The sequence below is a fragment of the Mesorhizobium sp. M6A.T.Ce.TU.016.01.1.1 genome, from assembly GCF_003997065.1.
In the GTDB taxonomy this organism is placed as follows: domain Bacteria; phylum Pseudomonadota; class Alphaproteobacteria; order Rhizobiales; family Rhizobiaceae; genus Mesorhizobium; species Mesorhizobium mediterraneum.
The window spans coordinates 18458-38177 of sequence record NZ_RZTJ01000025.1; the positions used below are offsets into that span (position 1 = coordinate 18458).

Sequence of the window (19720 nt, forward strand, 5' to 3'; positions counted from 1 at the left end):
AGTCGCGTCTTACACCCGTCATACGGTGGGCGAGACCGTCAAGCGTGCGGAACGGGAACCGGTTGCAGCCGGAGCGGGTGATCCATGAAATTCCTCGAAAACAAAGCAACCGTGATGCCGCTTGCGGTGATCGCGGCTATGCTGGCCTTCGGCATGCCGCAGGCAGACGCCCAAGGGCTTTTCGAGAGGCTTTTCGGCGGCGGCATCCGGCACACGCCGCAAGGTGATTTTCCTCGGCCGCCGTCGAGGCAGAAGTCACGATTTAAGCCAAGCGCAAAGGCGCCGGCCGTTTCCCGAAGCGCAGGCAACAAGCGCAGCGGAGGAGGGGGCGGTGCCGTCCAAATCAGCAGCCCGTCCTATTACACCTACAGGAGCGATCCGCTGGTGCGCGTCGACTTCTCGACGCTGTCGGTAACGCCGGAGCCGGCAATGCCACAGGATGCCGCCTTCCAGCCGTCTTCCGCCACTCCATCTTCAGTTACTGGCGCCGCCTTCCGCGGTGCGATCGCCGGCCTCGGTGACTACGAGCTCTACGCCGAAAAAGATATCGCCAAGGCGCTCGTTGCCTATTACTCGGCCAATCCTGATTTTATCTGGGTAACCCGAGCCAGTGCCAACAGCCGCGCGCAGGATGCGGTGCGGGTGCTTGGCGAGTCGGCGAGCTATGGCCTTACACCTGCCGACTACACCGTAGAAGTGCCCACCGCTAGCGCATCGACCAGCGATGCCGATGCGCGGCTGAAGGAGCTCGTCCGCTTCGAGATGGCACTGTCGGCGCGCGTCCTGCGCTATGTCCATGATGCGCAAAGCGGCCGCGTCGATCCCAATCGCATGACCGGATATTATGATTTTCCGGCCAAGCCGCTCGACATGGAAGGCGTGCTGAAAACGCTGGCACGCACCCAGCAAGCGCGCACCTATCTCGAATCACGGCATCCGCAGAACGTGGAGTATCAGGCGCTGCGCGTCGAACTGGAATCGCTTCAGGCCAGCGCTGAAGACGAGATCGTCGTCGATCCCAAGCTGTTGCTGAAGCCAGGCGAGACCAGTCCCGAACTGCCGAAGCTTCTGGCGAAGATCGCGCGCAACCTCGACGACGAGATGGGCGGCGCCTATGGCGAGATATTGGCCCGGCTCGCTACCAGCGAGGTCTATGATCCGGAACTGGTGCCGGTTATCAAGGCGGTGCAGAAGAAGGCCGGCATGAAGGGCGACAGCGTCATCGGGCCGCGCACCGTGGCGGCGCTGGCCGGAACGTCCAAGGTCGACAAGATCCAGAAGGTAAAGGTCGCGCTGGAAGAGTTGCGCTGGCTGCCATCCGATCTCGGCAGTCCGCGCGTCTTCATCAACCAGCCGGCCTTCACGGCGAGCTACATCGAAAATGGCGAGGAGAAGCTGAAGACCCGCGCCGTCATCGGCAAGACCACCAATCAGACATCCTTCTTCTACGATCAGGTAGAGCAGGTCGACTTCCATCCCTATTGGGGCGTTCCGCAGTCGATTCTCGTCAACGAGATGCTGCCCCGGCTGCGCCGGGATCCCGGCTACCTGGACCGCGCCGGCTACGAGGTGGTCAATGCGCGCGGCAAGCGCATTCCCTCCTCCTCGGTCAATTGGGGCGCTTATGGCGCGAAGATACCTTACGGCGTGCGCCAGCTGCCGAGCGAGGCCAATGCGCTGGGCGAACTGAAGATCCTGTTCCCCAACAAGCACGCAATCTACATGCACGACACGCCGCAGAAGTCGTTTTTCCAGCGTGACATGCGCGCACTCAGCCATGGCTGCGTTCGTCTGCAGGATCCGCGTGGCATGGCGGCTGCCGTGCTTGGCACCTCGGTCGACTATATCGCGGAGAAGCTGAAGCACGGACATTCGACCGAAAGGGTGGCGCGCACGATCCCGGTCTATGTCGCCTATTTCACCGCCTGGCCTGATATGTCCGGCAATGTCGAATACTTCCATGACGTCTACGACCGCGACACGCGGCTGCAGCAGGCGCTGGACAGCACGGAAGCGGTGCGCTCGCCGGCAAGCTGAGACTAAGCCTTAGTCGATCCGTCCTAACGCTGGGAGAGCGGGCGTCGGAAGCCGGCTTCGCGCCCTGCGATCAGCCAGTAGACCAGACCGGCGACAAGACCGGCGGCGGCGATGATGCCGACATCGGCCCAGCGCTCGGGGCTAATGTCCTCCGGCGCGCTGGGCCAGATCAAGGCGAAGCCGGCAGCCGCTGCCGCGGCGCCGAAGACCATATGCAACAGGAAATTGCGCAGCGAAAACAATTCGGCGATCAGCGCGAAGATCAGCGTCTGCAGGCCGGTCAGCACGATCGTCAGGAAATAGATGAACATGCCGAGCGGCGGCACGACCAACGCCGCGATGGGGGTGACCCCCATGAAATCGAAGTACGCCGGCGCATTGGACAGCGAACTCAATGCACCATAGATCGTGGCCACGGCGATCAGCCCGACCAGCACCGCAACGAAATAGCCGGCGAGCACCATCAGAACACGTTTCGCCACATGCTTTACCGTCGCCATGCCCACCCCCGTGCGGCTCAATGATAACGCCGCAGTCAGCCATCAAAGGCGCATTGGCGCAAGGGGGACGCCGAAAAGCGTACAGGAAGCCCTTCCGAGTGATCGTCGCCAGGATTCTTCAAGAGAAGCCGGCCGCGCATCGCCTGGAGGAAGATGGCCGCGATTTATTTCGGCTCGGCAGTCACGGGATCATAGGTGATTTCGACCTTCGCCTTGTCGGTCGTGTAATAAGTAACAGTGTAGGCTCCGCTGTCCCAGCCGACCTCGTCAACGTAACGAAAGTCGTCGCGCTGCTCGACCTTGGCGATTATTTCCGACAGTTTCCTGGCATTCTGGGGCGGCAGCGGACTTTCGTCCGCGGCAAATGCCGATCCGCCGACAAGCGCCACGGCGGCCGCCAAAACAAATCTGGACATGGCTTTCCCTCACACTTCGACAAGTAGAAACTCGCGGCCATGCAAGTTTGTTCCGGGGTTCTGGATGCACCCTCGCAAATCGCGCCGATGCATCGCGTTGTCGTCGCTCACGTCACGGCGTCTGCAGCGCTCATTCCTCCTCGGGGAAGAGATGGGCCAAGGCCGTGTCGAACGCGAGTTCCAGAGCGTCACCCGGTTGAAAGATCTTGTCTTCATTGAAGGCCGCAATGAGCTCGCGATCGTCGCGAAGCGTCAGGTCCACAACCGTCTCGCTGCCCAACCGCTCGGCATGTGCCACGACGCCGTGCAGCATGCCTTTTTCAGATTGCACCGCCTGGAGGTGCTGCGGACGGATGCCCAGGATGGCCTTACCGTCTTTCCGGAAGGGGCGTCTTCTGGTCGCCACCCTGATCGGCTCCAGGGATCGGTTGCCAACCGTTGCCGCTTCGCCATCAAGGTCGAGGACGTCGACTTTCAGGAAATTCATCGAGGGAGCTCCCAGAAAGCCGGCTACGAACCTGTTGGCCGGCTCGTGATAAAGCTCCATCGGCGCTCCGATCTGCATGACTTGACCGTCCTTCAGGACGACGATCCTGTCAGCCAGCGTCATCGCCTCGACCTGGTCGTGGGTGACATAGATCATCGTTGTGCCGAGTTGCCTGCGCAGCCGGCCGATTTCCATGCGCATGTCCATGCGCAGCGCGGCGTCGAGATTGGAAAGCGGCTCATCAAACAGGAATACGGCCGGTTTGCGCGTGATTGCGCGCCCGATAGCGACTCGCTGGCGCTGGCCGCCTGAAAGCTGACTTGGGCGGCGGTCGAGCAAATGTTCCATTTGTAGGATGCGCGCGGCCTCGGCGACCTTCTGCTGCTTTTCCTGCTTGGAAGCGCCTGCGATCGTAAGACCGAACGCGATATTCTCGCGCACGGTCATGTGCGGGAAGATGGCATAGCTCTGGAAGACCATCGCGACACCGCGCTCCTTGGGTGGGAGCTCGTTGACCACCCGGCCTCCGATCTCGAGGATGCCTTCGGTCATGTCCTCGAGCCCGGCGATCACGCGCAGCAAGGTGGACTTCCCACAGCCGGACGGTCCGACAAAGACGACGAACTCGCCATCGTTGATGTGGATATCGACGCCTTTGATGACGTCGACGCGGCCATAGGATTTCTTGATGCCCTTGAGCGAGACCTCAGCCATGAGCGATGGCTCCCGTTTCCTGGTTCATGTGTCGCAATTCGGGGTCACCGGTCGTTTTTTCGTCCTTGAGGAAATAGCCGTGCCAGCGCTTGCCGTCATGGGCATACACGCTGTCCCAGACCCGCTATCTTGAGCGCGACAACCATGTATTCAGCCCTTCACGCCGGTAGAGGCGATCGATGCGATGAAGGCGCGCTGCAGGAAGAGATAGAAGATCAGCACCGGGACGGTGATAAGGGTGAGATAGGCCATGACCTCGCCCCAGGCGACGTTGAGTTGAAAGAAGTAGCCGAGACCGACCATGACCGGGCGATAGTTTTCCTGCTGCACCACGATGAGCGGCCAGAGATATTGGTTGTACATGACGAGGAACTTCAGGATGGCGGCAGTCGCCAGAACCGGTCCTGAAAGCGGCATGACAATGCGATAGTAGACCTGCCACCAGCTCGCGCCCTCCACCCGGCCCGCCTCGATCAACTCGCCCGGCAGCCCTTTGAAATACTGGACGAACAGGAAGATCGTCAGGCCGTCGGCGATCCAGGGGATGATCTGCACCCGGTAGGTATTCAGCCAGCCCCATTGCAGCCCCTCAAGCCCGATCCAGGGCAGTTTCGAGACCAGGAGCAGGAGCGGGATAGCGATGGTCTCGAATGGGATGATCAGCGTCGCGATGACGATCGAGAGCACCACGTCGCGCCCCTGCCACCGCAGGAAAGCGAAGGAGAATGCGGCCAGCGAACAGATAAGCAACGAGAGAAGGACGGTCGCCCCGGTGACTAGGACCGAGTTCAAGACGAACAGGCTGACCGGCGCCCGCCGGAACGCTCCGAAATAATTGTCGAGGCTGATGTCCCCGACGGGCAGGAAGGCACGCAGGCTGGAGGTGTCCGCGAGGAGCTGATTGTCGGGCTTGAAGCTCGAGTTGATCATGAACACGAGCGGAAAGATGAAGATCAGCGCGATCAGGCACAGCACCAGGTAGCGGACGAAGAGCCTCAGGCCGTAATTGTCGGGATCAAAAGCCATCTTAACGCTCCCGAGTCAGCCAGCGCTGGATGAGTGAGATCGCGAGCACGATCGCGAAAAGGATGACCGAGATGGTCGAGCCGCCCGAGATGTCCTGCTTGCCATAACCGCGCTCGACCGCCTGGAAGACGAGGGTTTGGGTGCTGTCTCGCGGACCGCCATTGGTCATCACGTCGATCTGGGCGAAGAGCGCGAAGCCCTGCATGGTGATCACGACAAGGACGAGCACGGCGGTGTTGCGCAGGCCCGGCCAAGTGACATAGCGGAAGGTCTGCCATTTCGAAGCCCCCTCGATAGCGGCGGCCTCGTAGAGCGTGGGGCTGATCGTCTGCAACCCGGCCAGCCAGATGACCATATGGAAGCCGACGGCCTGCCAGATCGACATGGCCATGATCGCTGGTAGCGCAGTCGAGGAATCGCCCAGCCAGTCGACGGGCTGAAAGAGGCCGAAGCTGAGACCCTGGAGGATGCTGTTCAACAGCCCGTTCTGGCCGTCATAGATGAACCGCCAGAGAAGCGAGACCACGACGATGGAGACCACCACCGGCATGAAGTAGATGGTCCGGAATACGCTGATGCCCCTGAGCTTCTGGTTGATCAGCAAAGCAAGCATAAGCGCGAGGCCGCCCTGCAACGGCGCCACGACCAGGACGAACAGGAAGGTGTTTACCAGCGCCTTCATGAACACAACGTCCCTGGCGATGACGACCATGACGTTCTCGCCGGACTGCCAGCGAAACCACTCACGCATGCCGCGATACTGGGGATAGTCGTCGCTACGGGTGATCGCACGCAGGCGGGGGTACTGGATTTCGCCGGCCTCGTCTCGGACCACTTCGCCAGCCTCGTTGCGCTCTGGCTCGAGGGTCACCACTGCAAGGCCCAGGAGCTGACGATAGTTTTCCAACCCGACGAACTGGGTGGGGTTCGGTGACAGCAGCCGCTGATTTGTCAATGAGAGACCGATCGCGAAGAAAAACGGCAGGACGATGAATGTGAAGATGAGTGCGAAGCCCGGCAGGGCGAATGTCCAGCCCGTCCGGTTCGACAGGGTTAGTTTCGACGCCATTTGCGATATCCGCCCAGGAGGCCAGAAAGCGTGGAGTCCGCGGCCGGCGAGGACCCCGTCGCGACAGAACTACCGATGGCCGTAACCGCCGTTGCTTTCGATGTCGGCGTCGATCTCGTCGACCGCCGCATCAAGCGTGTCGGCCACATCGGCACCATTGGCAATGTCGGCCAGTGCCTTGGTGAAGACCTTGGCCTGGACCACGTAGCCCGGGGTCACCGGGCGCACCAGAGCTTGTGCTTTGGAGAGGTCGAAGAACATCGCGAGCGGGCCGCCATCCTTGTAGTTCTTTGTCATCTGTGCCGCCGAGGGCGTGGGCGGGATCAGGCCGATGCCGTCGGAGAAGGCGGCCAGATATTTGTCCTGCGCGGCGAACTTGATGAACTCGGCAGCACCTTCCGGATGCTTGGATTTGGCCGAGACGCCGAACTGCCATGAGCCCGCGCCGATCTTGTTGCCCGCGCCGAAGTCGGGTGCTGGAAGGAAAACAACGTCATCCACGGCCGCCATCGTCGCCACCGCGCGCCAGTTGCCGTTCCACTGGAAGGCGAACTTGCCGTCGATGAAGCCGGTCTGCTGATCGGCGGGGTCCTCACTGGTGCCAGGCGCATAGCCTCCGCTGAACAGCGATTGCCACCACTTGCCAAAGGCCTGTGCAGCCTCGCCGTTCAGCGCGCCTTCCGCGGTCCGGTAGGTCGAACGGTCGACGATGTCCCCGCCGAAGCTCTGCAGGAACGGCGAGAAGGCATAGGAATACCACTCGGCTTGGTCGTTCATGCCGAGATCGAGGGCAAATTCATACTTGCCGGAGGCCTTGGCGGCATCGAGCGCGGCCATGAATTCCTCACTCGACCAGGGCTTGTCGACGGTCGGGGTACGCAGGCCCAACTCGTCCAGTGTCGATTGGCGTGCAAAAAGCGCCACCGCCGCGTCCCACAGACCGACCGAATAGAGCTTGCCGTTCCACACACCTTTGGTGCCGGGCAGGAAGTCGGCGAATTCGCTCTCGTCGATCGGCAGTGGCTGCAGATAGCCGGCCCAGGCCCAATTGGGCATGATGGGCCCGTCCACATCCAGGATGTCGGGCAGGTTGCCCGCCAGCGCCGCCGCCGCGACGGAATCGTTATAACTCTTCTCTGGGAAACTCTCGATGCTCACCGTCCAATCGGACTGGCTGGTGTTGAAGTCTGAGATGATCTGGTTGAGCGTTCGCGACTCCACCTCGTTGCCGGCGCCGTGATACCACATGGTCAACTTCGTCTGCGCCAGCGCGGGCATACACAGGCAGGCAGACGCGATCATCACACCGGCGAGGTGTTTTGTCAGGTTCATTGGCTATTCCTCCCTTTTGACGGACGCTGACTGAATTCAAGGTGCATCCCCGAGGCCCGCCAGGACACCGGGCCGGAAGCCAGCGTCTTGGTTTCGGGTCGGCCGCTACGGGCCCTTGATGGGATTCAGCAATGTTTGCGGAAGCCGGAAGCATTTGCAACTGCGCTGTTTCACCTGGTCGGAGCAGGAGGTCGACGGCGATTTCCTCTCGTCAATTCCCGGGATACCACTATTGAGATAGCAGCTCACCTAGGACGATTTCGTCGTCCGTCAACTTTCTCCTAGGCCGCGTTCAATATGCCGCTTGAGTGATTCTAAAGGTGGATGGCGCTTTGTGATGCGCCCCAACCGCTTGGCACATCGCAGGAACCAGGCCGTGGCAAACCTGGTGATGAGGCGGAACTTCGGAACGTAGGCGGTTGCGAAGCGGATGGCAGCTTTGTTCCGGGAGCGGATATTGGTGGGCGATGCAGGGATTGAACCTGCGACCCCACCCGTGTGAAGGGAACCGACACCCCAAGAATGCCGGTCTTCTGCGGTTTACAGCGTTCACCCGTAGGCGCAACGACTCCTATCGGGGCAGGGCGAGGCGGTATTTACGCGCCAGTTACGCGCCATCCATCCTCCACTTCTATTGGTTGGTTCGAGGAGGACAACCCCGCCGCAAGGCGGGTATCTCTACCCCTTAGATGGAAGTGCGATCGAAGCGGAAATTACGGCTCCGATAGGTCCGGAGCGCCGTTCGATTAGCCGCCCCATAATTTCTTCACGCCCGCGAGTGAACTCCTGCCCGACCTTACACCGCAAGAGCAAATCAGCCGCCCATTCCTCCAGACGCCAATTGCTATGAGTCCCCGCGCCATCAATCATTCGAAACGTCGGGGCGACGCCGCGTTTCAGGCGCGCAAGAACCGCATTTATTTCCTTCGCCGAGAACACGCGGCAACCGAGAGGGGGATTAGATACTTGCTGGAAAGCGGTGACCGGATAAATCGTTGTCGATGGGAGGGTCGGTGGATTGTAGAAAAGATAATAGACCGAGTCTCCGAACTCTGCGTTTAAGAGCTCTATCGATTCAGTTTGCTCACTTTCAGCTTCGAGCGATCCGTAACGACTTAGACGATTGAATTCGAATCGTCGGTTCAATTTCCCGATCGGTGACCTGGGGTCTTTATGTAAAAGGCCGTTAAGACCGTAGTCGAATGTAATTGGGTCATCGTAGTCAACTTCCTTGTTGTGCGGAAAGAGTCGTTTTGACTGGAGAAAGCCAATCTTCTGGCCGATCATTTTACCAACGTGGTAGACGTAGACGACGACAGCGATATCCGCCGTCTCCCATTTTCCGTAGCGCCGAAGACCGCCTATGTTGTGCACATGCATCTGCACAACCGCGTTAGAAGGAAGCAGGCGGGGTGGTGTGAAAGGGATAATTGCCTCGACAAGGCCATCATCCAGCGATGTTTCCCTTATGTTGGGGACGTTAAGCAGCCGTTCTGTAACTCGGCTATTTGCGTTAGCAAAAACTTCGCGGAACCAGCTGACCACATCATCGGGAATATCTGTCCAGACTGTCATCGTACTCCCCCCCAAAATCGACAGTTATACGATTGGCGGTGCCAGTAAAATAGACTCGTTGGCTCTTCTACATGCGAAAGCGACTAGGCTTGACCAGCACTCGTTTGCGGAGAAGAGCACCTTTCGAAGGCTTTGTTTTACGGTATCCATGCCAAAGAGATGTGAACACCTAGACGTTTACCGTCAATAATCCCCATGTCAGCGTTGACCCCAAACCAGAGTCGGTAGAGTTTGGCGCCGTTATCTACTTGAGGGGGATAAGATGGCCAACCATCCGTATATTTCCGGCGCAGGCAACATTACCCAGATGATCGGGTATCTGCGCAAGAATTTCCCGGCCACGGTCACGGCCGACACGGTCAAGAAGCTCGGGCTTGCCTCCAACAACGAAAGCTACGTCATCAACGTGCTCCAGTTTTTGGGCCTGATAGACGGCGAGGGCAAGCGCACGGACGTCGGGCACGAAGCGTTGACGAAGCATAATGAAGAAGAGTTTCAAACGGCGTTCGGCGAGATGGTAAAGGCGGCTTATTCCGACCTTTTCTCGATACGCGGCGATGATGCCTGGACCATGAACCGGGACGCGTTGATTGGCTATTTCCGCAGCGCTGACAAAACCAGCGACATCATCGGAAGTCGGCAGGCCGGGGTGTTCGCGGCGTTGCGCGAGCTGGCAGGTCATCACATCGAGGAAGCGCCTGCTGCCAAACCGAAGGCTGCATCGCCGAGAAGGGGGCCGCAGCCCCCCAAGAAAGCCTCGAAAGCATCAGCTGCCCCGAGTTTCGAGCAGATGGTGAACGAAGCGCCTGCTGCCACGGTATTGAAGGGGCAAAAGGGTGACGTTGCGCTAACCGTGCGCATCGAGATTAACCTCCCTGCCGGGGGTACCCAAGAAACCTATGACGCAATTTTCAAGAGCATCAGGGCCAACCTCTTCCCATGAGCATCGCGTTTGAAATTTTTGAACGGGTCGCGCGGGCGAGTAAAGACGTCGGCCAGGCACCTGCTGCGCCGAGCCGGGACGTTCACCCCTTCGATGAGCGCAACATCCACCCCGAAATCTCGACGGTATCGAAGAAACTTTTCGATGATGGTCACTACTCACAAGCCACCTTCGAAGCCTTCAAGTTCTTAGATAATAAGGTCAAAACCCTGTCCGGCATCCAGGAAAGCGGGTTCAGCCTGATGATGAACGCCTTCAACGAAAAGGGGCCGAAGATCCAGCTCACCGACCTCGCCACAGTCAGCGAGAAGGACGAGCAAATAGGCTACCGGTACATTTTCGCGGGCACGATGGCGGGCATCCGCAATCCGCGGGGCCACGAAAACTTGGTGGACCCCATCGACCTTTGCCTTGACCACCTATCCTTGGCGTCAGTCCTTATGCGCAGGCTGGACGTCCGGAAGACGCCCTAGTTTATTCGGCTTGGCGGGCGACACGATGAGATGAAGGTGCGTAGCCGCGAGGGCGCCCGCCACATCAAGCCCTGTGTCGGCAGCCATGAAGGGAATGCATCTCGCGAAGCGGTGCTCGACTGCTTTGAGCTTTTGCAGGATGCAATTGCAAAGCTTTTTGGACAGCAGAGATCGAAACTCGCATCGATGAAGCAGCGGCTCATAAACGCCAAAGGTAGGTTATGACGGTGGAATGCAGCGAGGCTTTTCCAGTTACGCGCCAGTGCCGTTTTTCGGGGATTTCCGTAGGAGCCAATTCATCCAACGTTTTGAAGGGGTTAGATGGTGGGCGATGCAGGGATTGAACCTGCGACCCCACCCGTGTGAAGGGTGTGCTCTCCCGCTGAGCTAATCGCCCGCTCGTTACCCGAAGGCCAAGCGCGCCGCGATATAAGGGAGGCAGCCCGGGGAAGTCAAGGCGATGTCCTGGCGTTCCGACGAAGACCGAATGCAACCCCCACCGGGAGCGGCCGGTCGCCGTCGCTCAACGCCCCGCAGCGGCAATCAGGCGTTCTGCCAGGCCAAGCGTCAGCGCATCGAAATGCGAGATCACCGCTGACGGTTCGAATTCGCGCACATGGCGGTCGGTATAGCCGAAATCGACCGCCACCACGGGAATGCCGGCGGCTTTCGCTGTATCGATGTCGGTCTGCGAATCACCCACCATCAGCGCAAGATGTGGATTGCCGCCGGCCAGGGCGATGGTTTCGGTCAGATGGCGCGGGTCGGGCTTGCGGAACGCAAACGTGTCCTGACCGCAAATCGCTGCGAAATGCTTCGCCAGGCCGAGCGCCTCGATCAGTGCCACCGAGTTGGCTTCGTATTTGTTCGTGCAGACGGCCAAGAGATAACCGGCTGCCTCGAATCGGGCGATCGTCTCGACGACGCCGGGGTAGGGGCGTGATTTGCCCGGGATGTTATCGGTGTAATGATCGAGAAACAGTTTCAGCAGCCGATCATGCTCCTGGCTTTCCAGCGATCTCTGCTGCGCGGCATGGGCGCGCTCGATCATCACCCGTCCGCCATGGCCGACGAAGCGCCTGAAGCCGACCTCATCGACGGCTGCGAGTTCGCTGGCGGCAAGGCTGTGGTTGAGGCTGTCGAGCAGGTCCGGCGCTGTGTCGATCAGCGTCCCGTCGAGGTCGAACACGATGATCGGTCGGGTCATGGCCTGTCCTGTGGCGATTGCTTCGTTGGCAGGCGATAGCCGCTGCGATCCATTCAGGCAAGCCGGCTCAGTCAATCCACAGCCAAGGTCTTTGACCGGACTTGCAAAAATGCTAGGAGCGCCGAAACAAATTTTTTGGGGCGCGACACGCAGCATGGATGCGAGGCAACTGAAGGTCGAAGCCGCACGGGCAGCACTTGCCCATGTGAGCGACGGCATGCGGCTGGGCATCGGCACCGGCTCGACGGCGGAAGAGTTCGTGCGGCTGCTCGCCGAAAAGGTCGCTACCGGCCTCACTATTGTCGGCGTGCCGACCTCGGAGCGCACCGCCATCCTTTGCCGCGAGCTTGGCGTGCCGCTGTCGACGCTGGAGGAAACACCTGAACTCGACCTTACCGTCGACGGCGCCGACGAGATCGATCCGGCGCTGACATTGATAAAAGGCGGCGGCGGTGCGCTGCTGCGCGAAAAGATCGTGGCGGCGGCTTCCGCCCGCATGATCGTCATTGCCGACCGTTCGAAGATGGTCGAGACGCTCGGCCGTTTTCCGCTCCCCATCGAGGTCAACCCATTCGGCCTGCGTGCCACGGAAATCGCGGTCGCCGCGGCGGCCGGAAGGCTCGGCCTTTCCGGTCCCGTCACATTGAGGATGACGGAGCGCGAGCCTTTTGTTACAGACGGCGGCCATTTTATCCTCGATGCATCTTTTGGCCGCATTCCGGATACAAGAGCGCTTTCGAATGCTCTCCATGCCATTCCGGGCGTGGTCGAGCATGGTCTTTTCATCGGGCTGGCATCAACGGCTATCATCGCGGGCGACGGCACCCAAACCGTCTATGCCGCCCGAAAACCAGGGAGTTCTATCGATCATGATGTTGCATAACCGGGTTCGCCGTTTTTCTGCCGTTCTGGCAGCCTCAGCCGTCTTTGCGTTTTCATCGCCGGCGTTTTCGCAGGACGTCACCGACGGGCATCTGAAGGCGGCGCGCGCCGCGGTCGCGGCTATCCACGCCACGGACCCGTTCGACAACATCCTGCCGCAGGCCGCCGCCGCGCTTCAGCAGCAGCTTATCCAAAAGAATCCGGACATGCAGGAGCTGATCGGCAGGACCATCAGCGAAAAGGCGATGGCGCTGGCCTCGCGCCGCGCCGATCTCGAGAAAGAAGCAGCCATGGCCTATGCCAAGGTATTTTCCGAAAAAGAGCTTACCGAAATCGCCGCTTTCTACAATTCCGATTCCGGCAAGAAGCTGCTCGACAGCGGCCCGGCCGTGACGCGTGAACTGCTCAAGGCCGCCGATATCTGGCAGAACGGTGTCGCTCGCGATCTCGCCCAGCAGGTCGGCGAAACGCTGGCCGCGGCGGCAAAGGCCGCAGCACCGGCAAATGCCGCGGCTCCTGCTGACGGCACGCAGCCGGAAGCACCGAAGAACTGAGCATATTTTCCGGCGGCGTTATCGCTGCTGGACCGGAAGCCCGGCCGCCGTTGCGCACATCCGACAGCATGCGTGGCGTGGTGGTCCGGGCTTTTCTTTTGATGGTTTGCAGCCTACCTGTCTCAGACATTTTGAAGGGCAAGGAGCCGCACCATGGCCGGTTACGACTACGATCTTTTCGTTATCGGCGGCGGCTCCGGCGGGGTGAGGGCGGCGCGCATTGCGGCAGCACTCGGCAAGCGCGTCGGCATTGCCGAGGAATACCGCTATGGCGGCACCTGCGTCATTCGCGGCTGCGTGCCGAAGAAGCTCTATGTCTATGCCTCCCAGTTTCCCGAACACTTTGCCGACGCCGCCGGTTATGGCTGGACCGTGCCGCAGGCGAGCTTCGACTGGCAAACACTGGTTGCCAACAAGGATCGCGAGATCAGCCGGCTGGAGGCTATCTACAGGAAGAATGTGCAAGGCGCCGGCGGCGAGACGTTTCAGTCGCGCGCCATGCTGGTCGATCCCCATGTGGTGCATCTTCTCGGCGAGGACCGCACCGTCACCGCCGACCAGATTCTTATCGCCACCGGCGGCCGCCCGGCACCGCACCCCGCTCTGCCCGGCCATGAGCACTGCATCTTTTCCAACGAGGCCTTCGACCTGAAGGAATTGCCGAAGGCAATCATGATCGAAGGCGGCGGCTATATTGCCGTCGAATTCGCCAACATCTTTCACGGCCTCGGCGTCGACACCACGCTTGTCTATCGCGGCAAGGAGATCCTCTCCCGCTTCGACATGGATCTGCGGCGCATGCTGCACGAGACGATGGAAAAGAAGGGGATAAGGATCCTTTGCCATGCTGTATCCGAATGGGTGAGGAAGCGCCCGGACGGACGGCTAGACGCCGTCGTCACTGGGGGCGAGGTGCTGACGATCGATCAGGTCATGCTCGCCATCGGGCGTCTGCCCAACACCGAGAACATGGGTCTGGAAGGTGTCGGCATTGAATTGTCGAAGACCGGCGCGATCCATGTCGACAAATACTCCCGCACTAATATCGACAACATCTGGGCGATCGGCGACGTCACCAACCGCGTGCAGTTGACGCCAGTGGCGATCCACGAGGCGATGTGTTTCGTCGAGACCGTCTTCAAGGGCAACCCGACCGCGCCCGACCACGATACGATCGCCACCGCTGTCTTTTCGCAGCCCGAGATCGGTACGGTCGGCCTGTCGGAAGACGAGGCCATAAAGCGTTTTTCCGACATCGAGGTCTACCGCGCCACCTTCCGCCCGATGCGGCATACACTGTCCGGTCGCGACGAAAAGATGCTGATGAAGCTGGTGGTCGACGGCGCCTCGAAAAAGGTGCTCGGCGCCCATATCCTCGGACCGGATGCCGGCGAAATGGCGCAGCTTCTCGGCATTCCGCTGAAGGCGGGGCTGACCAAGGATGACTTCGACCGCACGATGGCCGTGCATCCGACCGCGGCGGAAGAACTCGTCACCATGTACAAGCCGACCTACCGGGTGAAGGACGGCGATCGCGTCTGACGCGCCAAGAACCCATCGCGGCAGCGAGATTGCCGCGATGGAAGCGCGAGAGTTGTTACAGCAGCGTGCCGCGCAGGATCACCAGCGCCACCGAAAAATAGATCACCAATCCGGTGACATCGACAAGCGTGGCGACGAACGGGGCCGACGCGCTGGCCGGATCGAAGCCGATCCGCTTCAGGGCGAACGGCAGCATCGATCCCGACAGCGAGCCGAAGGTGACGATCCCGACCAGTGCAGCACCGACGGTTGCGGCGATCAGTTGCCAGTGCGGGCCGTAATCATAGAGGCCTAGATACTGCCACAACGTGATGCGGCAGACGCCGACGACGCCGAGGAGCGATCCAAGCACCAGTCCGGCCGGCAGTTCGCGCAGGGCCACCCGCCACCAGTCGTCAAGGCCGATCTCGCGTAACGCCAGCGCTCTGATGACCAGAGAGGTCGCCTGCGAGCCGGAATTGCCGCCGGAGCTCATGATCAGCGGAATGAACAGGGTCAGCACAACAGCCTTCTCCAACTCGCCTTCATAGCTCTGCATCGCATTGGCCGTCAGCATCTCGCTGATGAACAGCGCGCACAACCAGCCGGCGCGTTTCTGGATCATGGCGAGAAAACTCATCTTCATGTAGGGCTCTTCCAGAGCCTCCATGCCGCCGAAACGATGGACGTCCTGCGTCGTCTCTTCGATCATCGTGTCGATGATGTCGTCGACGGTGACGATGCCGAGTATCTCCCCGTTCTCGACGACCGGGACAGCGAGCAGGTCATACTTGGAGATGAGGTGCGCAACCTTTTCGCGGTCGGTCAGCGGCGAAACGGTCACCGGCAAGCGATCTGGAGCGATCGCCATGATCGGATCGTCCGGCTCGCCGGTGATCAGCCGGCGCAGGCCGGTCGAGCGCACGAGGACGTGCGTCCGCGGGTCGACGACATAGATCGCGTAGACGGTCTCGCGGGTCCGCTCCACTTTGCGGATATGGTCCAGCGTACGGCCCACGGTCCAGTCCGAGGGCACGCTGACATATTCCGTCGTCATGATGGAGGCGGCGCTGCCTTCGGGATAGCCAAGAATCGTTAGCAGCGTCGCGCGCAACGGCGGCGCGAGGCCGTCGAGCAGCTCGCTACGTGCCGGCTCCGCCAGATCGCGCGATATGTCGGCGGCGCGGTCGACCGACATGGCGGCGAGGAGTCTACCTGCTTTGACACGAGGCAGCGCCTCGACGAGTTCGGACGCACCATCAAGCTCGGGCTGGTCGAATATCTCGACCAGCCGCTCGAAAGGCACTTCACAGAGCAGTTCCGTCGCTGTTTCGCGAGGCTCCCGGTTCAGTGCCTCGACAATGTCGGCGACATGATCGTTTGCGAGGATACGGGCGATCGCGGTGGCATCGCCGCGCGCTACGAGGGAAGATTCGTTCATGGCTCACTCCTTGCCGCCGGCAGGACGTGAACCGGTCAGGTCACGTTCAGGCGGACGGCGGTTGCGTTCGACTGTGACTGTCGCCAGGCATGGCGCGGTGACCTTTCTGCTCGCGGGTCAAGGCATGACCCCGAAAATCGAATTCGGCTTTCGGAAGAGGATCATGCCCAAAATCAAAAGTGCTACAGCGTCATTTGCGCTGCAAGCCGGCGCAACATAGGAGGGCGCCCGGCCGAGTCAATCGCAATGGCGGCTGAAAACGGCTGCGGATGGGTCAGATCGCAAGACTGTGATCGCTGTCGGATGCGCTGCGGCGAGGCAGGACCCGACAATGGGCAGCAATCGTCATGTCGCCGCTATTTCTGCCTCATGCGGCGAGGGAAGCGCAGCCATTTTTCCTCGACCGGCCTTGGGTGCGCGAGGATGGTGGTGAGCTCGAGCGGCAGGCTCGGCGCCAACGGCTTCTTGGTCGCGACACCGTCCGCGATGGTAACGATGCTGTGGTAGAATTCGGCGCCCGAAAGCGACCTTGGCGGCACGGCCTCGTGCATGATTGAGATCACCGTGACGTCTGGACAATTGTCCTTGATCGCCTGATGGAAAGCGATCTTCCCTTCGGGATCGAGCGCGCCGGTCGCTTCGTCGAGGAACAGCAGGCTCGGCTGCTGCAGGACGATACGAGCGACAACCAGCTTCTGTTTCTGGCCACCCGAAAGCACCTGGTCCCAGTTCATTCCCTCACGGGTTTCATCAGCCATGTGTTCGATGAAATCGCCAAGGCCCGCTCTGTGCAGAGCCGACGCAACCTGCGCGTCGGTGTGATCGTGCTCTGAGCCGGGCAGGCAGATCAGTTGCTTCAGCGAGACCTGCTGCAGCTTGACCTCCTGGGCGGCATAGAAACTTTCGACCCCTTCCGGGAATACGATGGTACCGCGGCCATAGGGCCACAAGCCGTTGATCGCCTTGATCAGCGATGTCTTGCCGCAGCCTGATTCACCCTTCAGGAACGTCCACTCGCCGCGTCGGAAGCGCAAATTCGCGGCGCTCAGGAAGGGCGAGGCGTCCTCGCCCTGATGGGTCAGCTCCAGCTTCTGGATGGTCAAGCCGAAAACCGGGTTTTGGCGGTCGTAGCGGAAATCGGAGCAGCCGGTGAGACTGTAGAATTCCTGCGGATGCTGGACATTTTCGATCGCGTTGGCGAGTTCAGTCACGCGTTGGCTGTTAGCCCGCAGCGCCGCGATGGAAGGCATGACATGGATGAACCACGAGCATTGACTGATCAGCGAGTTGACCATCTCTGAGCCGGTTATGTAGCCCTTGAGGTCGAAACGGTTGTGGATGTAAGGCACGAGGCCCGGCCCATAGGCGACAATGCGGGCGCCGATGAAATTGTAGATCAGCTCGAACGAACGGTAGCCGGTGTTGACGATGTTCAGCCGCGCCCAGGTGTGGTCGATGTCGACATAAAGCCGGTCGTGCATCGTCTTTTGCACATTTTCGCCCTGTGACGCGGCGACGTGGAAACTGCGGCGCAGGAACGTGGTCAGCTCGCCGCGATAACTGCCTTCGGACTGCTGCATCCTGATATTGAGCCGTTCCAGCAGTCTGCCGACCTTCACCGCGATCCAGGTGTTCAGTGGCACGTATATGGCGACCGCCAGGAAAGCCAGGACCGCGCTGCCATAGCTGCCGAGGAACTCAAGCCCTTTTACCTCTACCGAGGTTTCAAGCAGTTTCTGGCCGACGAAATAAAGCGATGTGGCGACAGCCATGACCCCAATGGCGAGGCCGATGGCTCCGCCGGTCATGTCCTTGATCGATTCCTGGACGCGCTGGTCGATGTTGTCGGGAGCGGCGGCGCCGGAGGACCCATGCTGGGCGTGGAAATGCGTATGATTGGTGTCGAGAAGCGCTTCGTTGAAACGGCTGTCCAGCCAGCCGCGCCATTTGCGATGCAGCGTCGCCGAGACAAAGGTGCGGATGCCGGTAAAGCCCGCGTCCTTGAGCACGACCAGAAGGATGAGCATGCCGGCGTTGGTAAGCAGCGATGCGAGCGGCGTGGTGTTCGCGGCATCGTGATAAAAGGCGATCGAGTTGACCAGTTCCCCGGATGCTTCAGCGAACCAGACGCCGGCTTTGCTGGAGAGCGCGGTGAACAGCGCGATGACCAGCGTCAGCGTCCAGGCCTCCACCCAGCGGTCCGAGAACCAGTAGGCCCGCATCAGTCCCCAGAAGCTGCGCATCGAGGAAACCGGTGTCAGGAGCGGCGGCCTTGCGGCACCGCGGAGCCATTTTTCCGATATTGAATGTCGCTCTGGTCTACCGACCCGAATCACTATCCGCCCAAACCTCTTTTAGTTTTGTTACAGACAGTAACACCAATTGATCATTTTCCATTATCTTTTCTCGGCCTACCGGTGGATTGACCCACTCGGCGTTGCCATCAAGCAACAGAATTCAGGACCGCCATGTCATGCGGTCTCGTTCCCGAAGGCATATTGTCCCTATAATTTCAATGGCTTGTCGGCCCACATATGCGAACGCGAGCACTTTCCCTTAGGGAAGCCCTTCACACAGCTTTGTGAAAAGTCGATCAGCCGATTTTATGCTGCGGAAGACAGAGGCGCGCAAAAACGTGCCGTCTTCGACACGTCTTTGTTGGCATGTCGACCTGGCGGCGGCCGAAAAAGTGACCGGAAATGGCGCTGGCTGAAGCGCTGCTGCAGCGATGTCGCCAAGCTCGCCCACGGAAACAGCCGGAGCTAGGGGCCGTTTCCTGCAAGTCAGTCAGCCAAGGGATTGACCCGCACCAGCAGCAACGGCCACCGATTTTTAAGGTGACGGTGTATTCAGTTCGCCTTCTCCATCTCACCCCGCGCCTTGGCCGCCGCAACCTGGCGAATGGCGTCGGTGAGCGTATCGATGTCTTGCGCGCCCATCACCGCATACTTGCCTTCAAGCAGGAAGCACGGCACGCCCGTGATGCCCATGTGCGAAGCGGTGGCGATTTCGGTGCGCACCGCCTCGACATCGGCGTCCGTCGGCAAAAGCGTCTCGACCACGGATGCATCCATGCCGGCCTCGCGGGCGGCGTTGATCAGCACGAGATGGTCGCCGAGATTGGCGCCTTCCTCGAAATTCAACTGGAACAGACGTCGCACCAGCCGGTTCTGCATGACCTCGCCGGCGGCACCAGCCCAGCGGATGACACGGTGCGCGTCCAGCGTGTTGGGCGCGACCTTGATGGCGGCGAAGGCGAAGTTGATCCCCTCGGCTTCGCCCAGTGGCTCGATGCGGGCGTGGATCTCGCGGATGCGTTCGTCGCTGCCGAACTTGGCCACCATGTATTCGCGGCGATCCTTGCCTTCGGGGGGGATGGTCGGGTCGAGCTGGAACGGCCGCCAGCGTATATGCACGTCGATATCGCTTGCCGCGGCAATCGCCTTGTCGAGCCGCTTCTGGCCGATGAAGCACCACGGGCAGACGACGTCGGACACGACGTCGACGGTGATGGAGTTCAGTTCGCTCATCATGATCTCCTGT

18 protein-coding genes and 1 tRNA gene are annotated in these 19720 nt (G+C 60.5%); 7 read left to right on the plus strand and 12 right to left on the minus strand.

All coding sequences use genetic code 11. The annotated features are described in order from the left end of the window. The first annotated feature begins 84 nt into the window (after positions 1–84). Complete coding sequence (locus EOC94_RS28865; RefSeq protein WP_127294879.1) at positions 85–2037, plus strand: murein L,D-transpeptidase; 1953 nt, start codon at positions 85–87, stop codon at positions 2035–2037. 23 nt (positions 2038–2060) lie between these two features. On the opposite strand, the gene EOC94_RS28870 is transcribed toward EOC94_RS28865, so the two are convergent. From EOC94_RS28870 to EOC94_RS28900, 7 genes are all read right to left on the minus strand, one after another. Further along, the gene (locus EOC94_RS28870; protein ID WP_127294881.1) at positions 2061–2537 is read right to left on the minus strand and encodes a hypothetical protein; all 477 of its coding nucleotides are present in this window, start codon (positions 2535–2537) and stop codon (positions 2061–2063) included. 164 nt (positions 2538–2701) lie between these two features. Beyond that, the gene (locus EOC94_RS28875) at positions 2702–2953 is read right to left on the minus strand and encodes a PepSY domain-containing protein (protein ID WP_127294883.1); all 252 of its coding nucleotides are present in this window, start codon (positions 2951–2953) and stop codon (positions 2702–2704) included. A gap of 130 nt (positions 2954–3083) precedes the next feature. Continuing rightward, a complete protein-coding gene (ugpC, locus tag EOC94_RS28880; protein ID WP_127294885.1) occupies positions 3084–4154 on the minus strand; it encodes a sn-glycerol-3-phosphate ABC transporter ATP-binding protein UgpC in 1071 nt (356 codons plus the stop codon). A gap of 150 nt (positions 4155–4304) precedes the next feature. Continuing rightward, the gene (locus EOC94_RS28885; protein WP_127294887.1) at positions 4305–5180 is read right to left on the minus strand and encodes a carbohydrate ABC transporter permease; all 876 of its coding nucleotides are present in this window, start codon (positions 5178–5180) and stop codon (positions 4305–4307) included. A 1-nt stretch (position 5181) separates the two neighbouring features. Continuing rightward, positions 5182–6249 (minus strand): sugar ABC transporter permease, encoded by a 1068-nt coding sequence (locus EOC94_RS28890; protein ID WP_127294889.1) that lies wholly within the window; start codon positions 6247–6249, stop codon positions 5182–5184. A 69-nt stretch (positions 6250–6318) separates the two neighbouring features. Then, on the minus strand, positions 6319–7581 hold the full coding sequence (locus EOC94_RS28895; protein WP_127294891.1) for a sugar ABC transporter substrate-binding protein: 1263 nt from the start codon (positions 7579–7581) through the stop codon (positions 6319–6321). A 678-nt stretch (positions 7582–8259) separates the two neighbouring features. Continuing rightward, a complete protein-coding gene (locus tag EOC94_RS28900) occupies positions 8260–9156 on the minus strand; it encodes a hypothetical protein (protein ID WP_127294893.1) in 897 nt (298 codons plus the stop codon). Between the two features lie 262 nt (positions 9157–9418). Here EOC94_RS28900 and EOC94_RS28905 point away from each other — a divergent pair, with 262 nt between their 5' ends. Genes EOC94_RS28905 through EOC94_RS28915 form a run of 3 tightly spaced genes read left to right on the plus strand, consistent with a single transcriptional unit; the run spans position 9419 to position 10797 of the window. Then, positions 9419–10099: a DUF5343 domain-containing protein gene (locus tag EOC94_RS28905; protein ID WP_127294895.1), complete on the plus strand. Its 681-nt coding sequence runs from the start codon at positions 9419–9421 to the stop codon at positions 10097–10099. Beyond that, positions 10096–10572 (plus strand): TIGR02391 family protein, encoded by a 477-nt coding sequence (locus tag EOC94_RS28910; protein WP_127294897.1) that lies wholly within the window; start codon positions 10096–10098, stop codon positions 10570–10572. Before EOC94_RS28905 ends, EOC94_RS28910 begins: the two co-directional genes overlap by 4 nt. Before the next feature lie 30 nt (positions 10573–10602). Further along, positions 10603–10797 (plus strand): hypothetical protein, encoded by a 195-nt coding sequence (locus EOC94_RS28915; RefSeq protein ID WP_127294899.1) that lies wholly within the window; start codon positions 10603–10605, stop codon positions 10795–10797. A 97-nt stretch (positions 10798–10894) separates the two neighbouring features. Here EOC94_RS28915 and EOC94_RS28920 read toward each other — a convergent pair. Both EOC94_RS28920 and EOC94_RS28925 read right to left on the minus strand, forming a co-directional pair. Next, positions 10895–10969, minus strand: a tRNA-Val gene (locus EOC94_RS28920). Between the two features lie 126 nt (positions 10970–11095). Continuing rightward, positions 11096–11779 (minus strand): phosphoglycolate phosphatase, encoded by a 684-nt coding sequence (locus tag EOC94_RS28925; protein WP_095486814.1) that lies wholly within the window; start codon positions 11777–11779, stop codon positions 11096–11098. A gap of 154 nt (positions 11780–11933) precedes the next feature. Between EOC94_RS28925 and rpiA the strand changes: the two genes are divergently transcribed. From rpiA to gor, 3 genes are all read left to right on the plus strand, one after another. Next, the gene (gene rpiA, locus EOC94_RS28930) at positions 11934–12662 is read left to right on the plus strand and encodes a ribose-5-phosphate isomerase RpiA (protein ID WP_126106582.1); all 729 of its coding nucleotides are present in this window, start codon (positions 11934–11936) and stop codon (positions 12660–12662) included. Next, complete coding sequence (locus tag EOC94_RS28935; protein ID WP_127204534.1) at positions 12649–13215, plus strand: DUF2059 domain-containing protein; 567 nt, start codon at positions 12649–12651, stop codon at positions 13213–13215. The genes rpiA and EOC94_RS28935 overlap by 14 nt, the downstream gene beginning before the upstream one ends. Positions 13216–13368: 153 nt before the next feature. Then, positions 13369–14757 carry a glutathione-disulfide reductase gene (gene gor / locus EOC94_RS28940; protein ID WP_127294901.1) on the plus strand — a complete coding sequence of 463 codons (1389 nt, stop codon included), beginning with the start codon at positions 13369–13371 and terminating at the stop codon, positions 14755–14757. Between the two features lie 55 nt (positions 14758–14812). Here gor and mgtE read toward each other — a convergent pair whose 3' ends face one another. The 3 genes from mgtE to EOC94_RS28955 all read right to left on the minus strand — a co-directional run bounded on the left by mgtE (position 14813) and on the right by EOC94_RS28955 (position 19707). After that, the gene (gene mgtE / locus EOC94_RS28945; RefSeq protein WP_127294903.1) at positions 14813–16177 is read right to left on the minus strand and encodes a magnesium transporter; all 1365 of its coding nucleotides are present in this window, start codon (positions 16175–16177) and stop codon (positions 14813–14815) included. A 356-nt stretch (positions 16178–16533) separates the two neighbouring features. Next, positions 16534–18420 (minus strand): ABC transporter ATP-binding protein/permease, encoded by a 1887-nt coding sequence (locus EOC94_RS28950; protein ID WP_185928345.1) that lies wholly within the window; start codon positions 18418–18420, stop codon positions 16534–16536. A gap of 606 nt (positions 18421–19026) precedes the next feature. Continuing rightward, positions 19027–19707 (minus strand): DsbA family protein, encoded by a 681-nt coding sequence (locus EOC94_RS28955; protein ID WP_127294907.1) that lies wholly within the window; start codon positions 19705–19707, stop codon positions 19027–19029. Between the last annotated feature and the right edge of the window lie 13 nt (positions 19708–19720).